The sequence below is a fragment of the Streptomyces sp. NPDC059994 genome (genome assembly GCF_042737755.1).
In the GTDB taxonomy this organism is placed as follows: domain Bacteria; phylum Actinomycetota; class Actinomycetes; order Streptomycetales; family Streptomycetaceae; genus Streptomyces.
Genome location: NZ_JBHWUR010000198.1, coordinates 1 through 5,828, shown reverse-complemented (window position 1 = coordinate 5,828; position 5,828 = coordinate 1). Strand labels below are relative to the sequence as shown.

The window sequence follows — 5,828 nt, the reverse complement described above, 5'->3', positions numbered from 1 at the left end:
GAGACCACCTCAACCCACCCCCCACCCCCGGAGGGTTTAGGGAACGGGCGGGGTGGGGGCCCAATAACGCGGAGCCATCACGCCGCCACATTCGTCCGGCGCTCCCCCGCACTCGCCCCCGCCACCACATCCTCCCCATCCCCCAGCCCCAGCCCCAGCCCCCGCATCAGCAGCCAGTACCCCCCCGCCCCCACAGTCCCCAGCACCGCACAAGCCCCCCACAACCAGTCCGCCCCGAAGTGGTCGACGACGAAGCCCGACATCAGGGGGGCCACCAGCGCCGCCACCGACCAGGACATCGTGTACACGCCCTGGTAGCGGCCCCGCCCGTGGACGGGGGAGAGGCGTACCACCAGCCCCGTCTGGGTGGGCGAGTTGACGATCTCGGCGAGGGTCCAGACGCAGATCGTCAGCGCGTACACCCCCACCGAACCGGCGAACGCGGTGAGCCCGAACCCGTACCCCGCCAGCAGCGACGACACGATCAGCAGACGGCGTGGATCGCGGTGCTCGATGGCCCGCGTGACCGGGATCTGGAGGGCGACGATCAGCACGCCGTTGACCGCCATCGCCAGGCCGAAGTCCGCGCTGGAGAAGCCGTCCGCGCCCATGGCGACCGGCAGCCCCACGTAACCCTGCTGGAAGATCAGGGAGATGAGGAAGGAGAGGCCGACGACGCCCATGAAGCGGCCGTCGCGGAACACCGTCCCGAGGCCGACCTCCGGCTCCGGCTCCGACTCCGGTGCCGACGCCGTACCCGTCCCCCGCCCCCGCGACTCGACCGTCGCCACCCGCTCCGGCCGCGACTCCGGCAGCTTCAGGAAGACCAGCACCGCGCACGTCAGCGTCAGCGCCGCCTCGCCGAGGAAGCCCGCCAGATAGCTGTGCTGCGCGACGAAGCCGGCGCCCGCCGCGGAGACCGCGAACCCGAGGTTGATCGCCCAGTAGTTGAGCGAGAACGCCCGCATCCGGTCCTCGGGCTTCACGATGTCCGCCATCATCGCCTGGACGGCCGGGCGCGAGGCGTTGGAGGCCATGCCGACCAGGAAGGCGACGGCGACGATCGCCGCCGGGTCGGTCATGAAGCCGAGCAGCGCCACCGAGAAAGCCGTCGCCGTCTGGGCGGCCATCATCGTGGGGCGGCGGCCGAGCCGGTCGGTCAGAACGCCCGCGCCGAGGGAGGAGATCACGCCGCCCAGGCCGTGCAGGGAGACCACCAGGCCCGCGTACGAGGCCGAGTAGCCGCGCTCATGGGTCAGATAGAGGGTCATGAACGTGGCGACGAACGCCCCGAGCCGGTTGATCAGCGTGCTCGTCCACAGCCACCAGAACTCCCGGGGCAGACCCGAGACGCTCTCTCGTGCGGCACGTCTGAGACTGGCGACGGACATCGGTTTCCCCCCGGAACGGCAAGCTGGCTACGAGCGCCCGGCACGCCCACGCGGCACATGGCCGTGTAAGTGGTGCTGGCGATAGCCGCAACTTACGATCCGGCGGCTCTCACCCGCCACTCAATTGACGCCGTCCGTCAATCGTCCACGTGCCGAGACGCTCCCGGCACCTTGCTCCCCGCGCGCGCGACGGCCCGCGAACGTCGATTACGCTCGGACGCATGGCCGACGCACCGTACAAGCTGATCCTCCTCCGCCACGGCGAGAGCGAGTGGAACGAGAAGAACCTGTTCACCGGGTGGGTGGACGTCAACCTCACCCCGAAGGGCGAGAAGGAGGCGGCGCGCGGCGGTGAGCTGCTCAAGGACGCCGGCCTGCTCCCCGATGTGCTGCACACCTCCCTCCAGAGGCGCGCGATCCGCACCGCCCAGCTCGCGCTGGAGTCCGCGGACCGCCACTGGATCCCGGTGCACCGCAGCTGGCGCCTGAACGAGCGGCACTACGGCGCGCTCCAGGGCAAGGACAAGGCGCAGACGCTCGCCGAGTTCGGCGAGGAGCAGTTCATGCTGTGGCGCCGCTCGTACGACACCCCGCCGCCGGAGCTCGCGGACGGCACCGAGTTCTCGCAGTCCGAGGACGCGCGCTACGCCTCCATCCCGCCGGAGCTGCGCCCGCGCACCGAATGCCTCAAGGACGTCGTCGTCCGCATGCTGCCGTACTGGTACGACGGCATCGTCCCGGACCTGCTCGCGGGCCGCACGGTGCTGGTCGCCGCCCACGGCAACTCCCTGCGCGCGCTGGTCAAGCACCTCGACGGCGTCTCGGACGCCGACATCGCGGGCCTGAACATCCCGACCGGCATCCCGCTCGTCTACGAGCTCGACGCGGACTTCAAGCCCGTCAAGCCGGGCGGCACCTACCTCGACCCGGACGCGGCCGCCGCCGCGATCGAGGCGGTCAAGAACCAGGGCAAGAAGTAGTCGTCAAGAAGTAGTCGTCAAGAAGTAATACGTACGGCTACGCACGAGAGGGGCCCCGTCCGATTCCCGGGCGGGGCCCCTCTCGTATCGCGTTCTCAGCAACCGCCGCCGCACTGGCACGGGCCGCCCGACTGGCAGCCGCACTGGCAGCCGGGACCGCAGGAGCAGCCGTCGGCTTCGGTGGTGGGGGAATCTGGCATGGGTCCCTCCCGGGGGTAGGCGTGCCTTACCGGCATACGAGCCTCACCCCGTCTGGTACCCAATCCGAAGGGCGCATCACCGGCGCATACGCGCAGAGGGCGCGCCACGCGTCGTTTCGCGCTCCTGTGCGCCCTCGGCCCTACGCGCCCTCGACCTGCGACGGCGCCTGGAGCTCGTCCGCGTGCTCGCCGGTGACCAGGTACACGACCCGCTTGGCGACCGAGACCGCGTGGTCCGCGAACCGCTCGTAGTAGCGGCCGAGCAGCGTCACGTCGACGGCCGTCTCGATGCCGTGCTTCCAGCGGTCGTCCATCAGGTGCTGGAAGAGCGTGCGGTGCAGCAGGTCCATCTCGTCGTCGTCCTGCTCCAGCTGGAGCGCCAGGTCGACATCCTTGGTGATGATCACCTCGGCGGCCTTCGCCATCAGGCGCTGGGCCAGCTGGCCCATCTCCAGGATGGTGGCGTGCAGGTCGTGCGGGACCGCCCGCGCCGGGTAGCGCAGCCGGGTCAGCTTGGCGACGTGCTGGGCCAGGTCGCCCGAACGCTCCAGATCGGCGCTCATCCTCAGGGACGTCACGACGATGCGGAGATCCGTCGCGACGGGCTGCTGGCGGGCCAGCAGGGCTATCGCCCGCGCCTCCAGGTCGTGCTGCAGATCGTCGACCTTCTGGTCGGCGGCGATCACACTCTCGGCGAGCTTGAGATCGGCGTCGAGCATGGCCGTCGTGGCGCGCCCGATCGCCGACCCGACAAGGCGGGCCATCTCGACCAGGCCCTCGCCGATCGAGTCAAGTTCCTCGTGGTACGCGTCCCGCATGGGTGTCCCTCTTTCAATGACTGCGGCAATGACTCCGGGAATGACTCCGGGGGAGGCAGGGGATGTCGTGATCCCCACGCTCCCACGTTCCGTGGGTTACGCGTCCGATTCGGCCACACCAAGTGAACCAGCACTATCACCATGGTGAACTCTGGGCGACGAACGTTCGAGCAGGCACCCGGATGGCTGGGAGAGTGTCGGTGCGCCCGCATAACCTGGATGCATGGACGTGAACGCGGCGGTCGCCGCAGCTGCAGCGATCGCCGGGTTGTGCACCGGCGTCATCGCCATGCTGGCGTTCCGCTGGAGCGAGCGCGACCAGGCGCGGCCCACCCGGACATCCCTGCACACGGACGCGGTACTGCCGCCCGGCGTGGACACCGTGCTTTCGGTGCTCCGCTCCTCGGCGGTGGTGCTCGACGAGAGCGACTCGGTGGTCAAGGCCAGCTCCGCGGCGTACGCACTGGGGCTGGTCAGGGGCGGAAAGCTGGCCGTGGAGCCGATGCTCCACATGGCCCGCGACACCCGCCGTGACGGTGAGATACGGCAGGTGGAGCTGGATCTGCCGCGCCGGGGCACCGGCCGGGGCGAGGCCCTCGCGGTCTCCGCCCGGGTCGCCCCCCTCGGCTCCCGCCTCGTACTGCTCCTGGTCGAGGACCTGACCGAGGCCAGGCGCATCGAGGCCGTCCGGCGCGACTTCGTCGCCAACGTCAGCCATGAGCTCAAGACGCCGGTCGGCGCGCTCTCCCTGCTCTCCGAGGCCGTCATGGACGCCTCGGACGACCCCGAGGCGATCACCCGCTTCGCGGGCCGGATGCAGATCGAGGCCAACCGGCTGACCAATCTGGTCCAGGAGCTCATCGACCTGTCCCGGGTCCAGAACGACCACCCGCTGGACGACGCCGAGCCGGTCCGGGTCGACGAGCTGGTGGCCGAGGCCATCGACCGCTCCCGCCACCCCGCGTCCACCAAGCAGATCACGATGGCCGCGGGCGGCACGGCGGATCTGTACGTCTGGGGCCACCGCGGCCAGCTCGCCGCCGCCCTCGGCAACCTCGTCGAGAACGCGGTCAACTACTCCCCGGCCAGGACGAGGGTCGGCATCGCGGGCCGCCGCGTCGCCGCGCCCGGCGGGGACCTCATCGAGATAGCCGTGACCGACCAGGGCATCGGCATCTCGGAGAAGGACCGGGAGCGCGTCTTCGAGCGCTTCTACCGAGTCGACCCGGCCCGCTCCCGCGCCACCGGTGGTACGGGCCTGGGCCTGGCCATCGTCAAGCACGTGGCCGCCTCGCACGGCGGGGAGGTCACCGTCTGGAGCTCCGAGGGACAGGGCTCCACCTTCACCCTGAGGCTGCCGGAGGCCGGCGCCGTACGGGACCGCGCCGCATCCGACCCCGCAGGCCCGGACGACGACGCCGTCGACGAGCCGCCGTACGACACCTTCCCGACCGCGCACGACTCCACCACTGTGCCCCCTGCCCCGGAGGTCCTTCCGTGACCCGAGTGCTCGTCGTCGAGGACGAGGAATCGTTCAGCGACGCCCTGTCCTACATGCTTCGCAAAGAGGGCTTCGAGGTCGCCGTGGCGGCCACCGGGCCCGACGGGCTGGACGAGTTCGAGCGCAACGGCGCCGACCTCGTGCTGCTCGACCTGATGCTGCCGGGGCTGCCCGGCACGGAGGTCTGCCGCCAGCTGCGCGGCCGCTCCAACGTCCCGGTGATCATGGTCACCGCCAAGGACAGCGAGATCGACAAGGTCGTGGGCCTCGAAATAGGAGCCGACGACTACGTCACCAAGCCCTTCTCGTCCCGTGAGCTCGTCGCCCGCATCCGCGCGGTGCTGCGCCGCCGGGGCGAGCCGGAGGAGGTCACCCCGGCGGCCCTGGAGGCCGGCCCGGTCCGTATGGACGTGGACCGCCACGTGGTCACCGTCTCCGGCGGCAAGGTCGACCTGCCGCTGAAGGAGTTCGACCTCCTGGAGATGCTGCTGCGCAACGCGGGCCGCGTGCTGACCCGTATGCAGCTGATCGACAGAGTCTGGGGCGCGGACTACGTCGGCGACACCAAGACCCTCGACGTCCACGTCAAGCGCCTCCGCGCCAAGATCGAGCCGGACCCGGGCGCGCCGAGGTACCTGGTGACGGTGCGAGGCCTGGGCTACAAGTTCGAGCCGTAGACAGCCCCTCGAACCCCGACTGGCCGGACGGAGTCCGGCACAGCGCTCCGAAGCCCGCGCAGCGGTGCGAGGGGCGCACGCGGGAGGGGTTCGAGCCGTGAAGAGCGTTACGGCCCGTACGCAGCGGTACGGCCGGTACGGACGAGGAGGGGGGCCCGGCGAACGGCCGGGGCCCCCCACCGTAACCAGGGGGAGTGAGTGGACCCCCCCCCGGCGGGGCCGGGGCCCCGGCGGGGGCCCCGGGGGGGGGGGGGGTGGCGG

5 protein-coding genes are annotated in these 5,828 nt (G+C 70.9%); 3 read left to right on the top strand and 2 right to left on the bottom strand.

The features are described from left to right. Positions 1-77: 77 nt before the first annotated feature. A complete protein-coding gene (locus tag ACFWA7_RS39565) occupies positions 78-1,391 on the bottom strand; it encodes an MDR family MFS transporter (RefSeq protein ID WP_385828004.1) in 1,314 nt (437 codons plus the stop codon). Positions 1,392-1,612: 221 nt separating this feature from the next. Here ACFWA7_RS39565 and ACFWA7_RS39560 point away from each other — a divergent pair, with 221 nt between their 5' ends. Then, positions 1,613-2,371: a phosphoglyceromutase gene (locus tag ACFWA7_RS39560; protein ID WP_385828002.1), complete on the top strand. Its 759-nt coding sequence runs from the start codon at positions 1,613-1,615 to the stop codon at positions 2,369-2,371. Between the two features lie 340 nt (positions 2,372-2,711). Here the strand turns inward: ACFWA7_RS39560 and phoU are convergent, their stop codons facing one another. Then, entirely contained in the window at positions 2,712-3,389 is a 678-nt protein-coding gene (gene phoU / locus ACFWA7_RS39555; RefSeq protein WP_385550187.1) for a phosphate signaling complex protein PhoU, read from the bottom strand. A 223-nt stretch (positions 3,390-3,612) separates the two neighbouring features. Between phoU and ACFWA7_RS39550 the strand changes: the two genes are divergently transcribed. Both ACFWA7_RS39550 and ACFWA7_RS39545 read left to right on the top strand, forming a co-directional pair. Then, positions 3,613-4,890 (top strand): sensor histidine kinase, encoded by a 1,278-nt coding sequence (locus ACFWA7_RS39550; RefSeq protein ID WP_385550184.1) that lies wholly within the window; start codon positions 3,613-3,615, stop codon positions 4,888-4,890. Next, positions 4,887-5,567: a response regulator transcription factor gene (locus tag ACFWA7_RS39545; protein WP_017242433.1), complete on the top strand. Its 681-nt coding sequence runs from the start codon at positions 4,887-4,889 to the stop codon at positions 5,565-5,567. Before ACFWA7_RS39550 ends, ACFWA7_RS39545 begins: the two co-directional genes overlap by 4 nt. Positions 5,568-5,828: the final 261 nt, after the last annotated feature.

Coding starts and splice junctions, on each gene's coding strand:
- ACFWA7_RS39565 (WP_385828004.1), bottom strand. CDS start 1,391: ATGTCCGTCGCCAGTCTCAGACGTGCCGCACGAGAGAGCGTCTCGGGT.
- ACFWA7_RS39560 (WP_385828002.1), top strand. CDS start 1,613: ATGGCCGACGCACCGTACAAGCTGATCCTCCTCCGCCACGGCGAGAGC.
- phoU (WP_385550187.1), bottom strand. CDS start 3,389: ATGCGGGACGCGTACCACGAGGAACTTGACTCGATCGGCGAGGGCCTG.
- ACFWA7_RS39550 (WP_385550184.1), top strand. CDS start 3,613: ATGGACGTGAACGCGGCGGTCGCCGCAGCTGCAGCGATCGCCGGGTTG.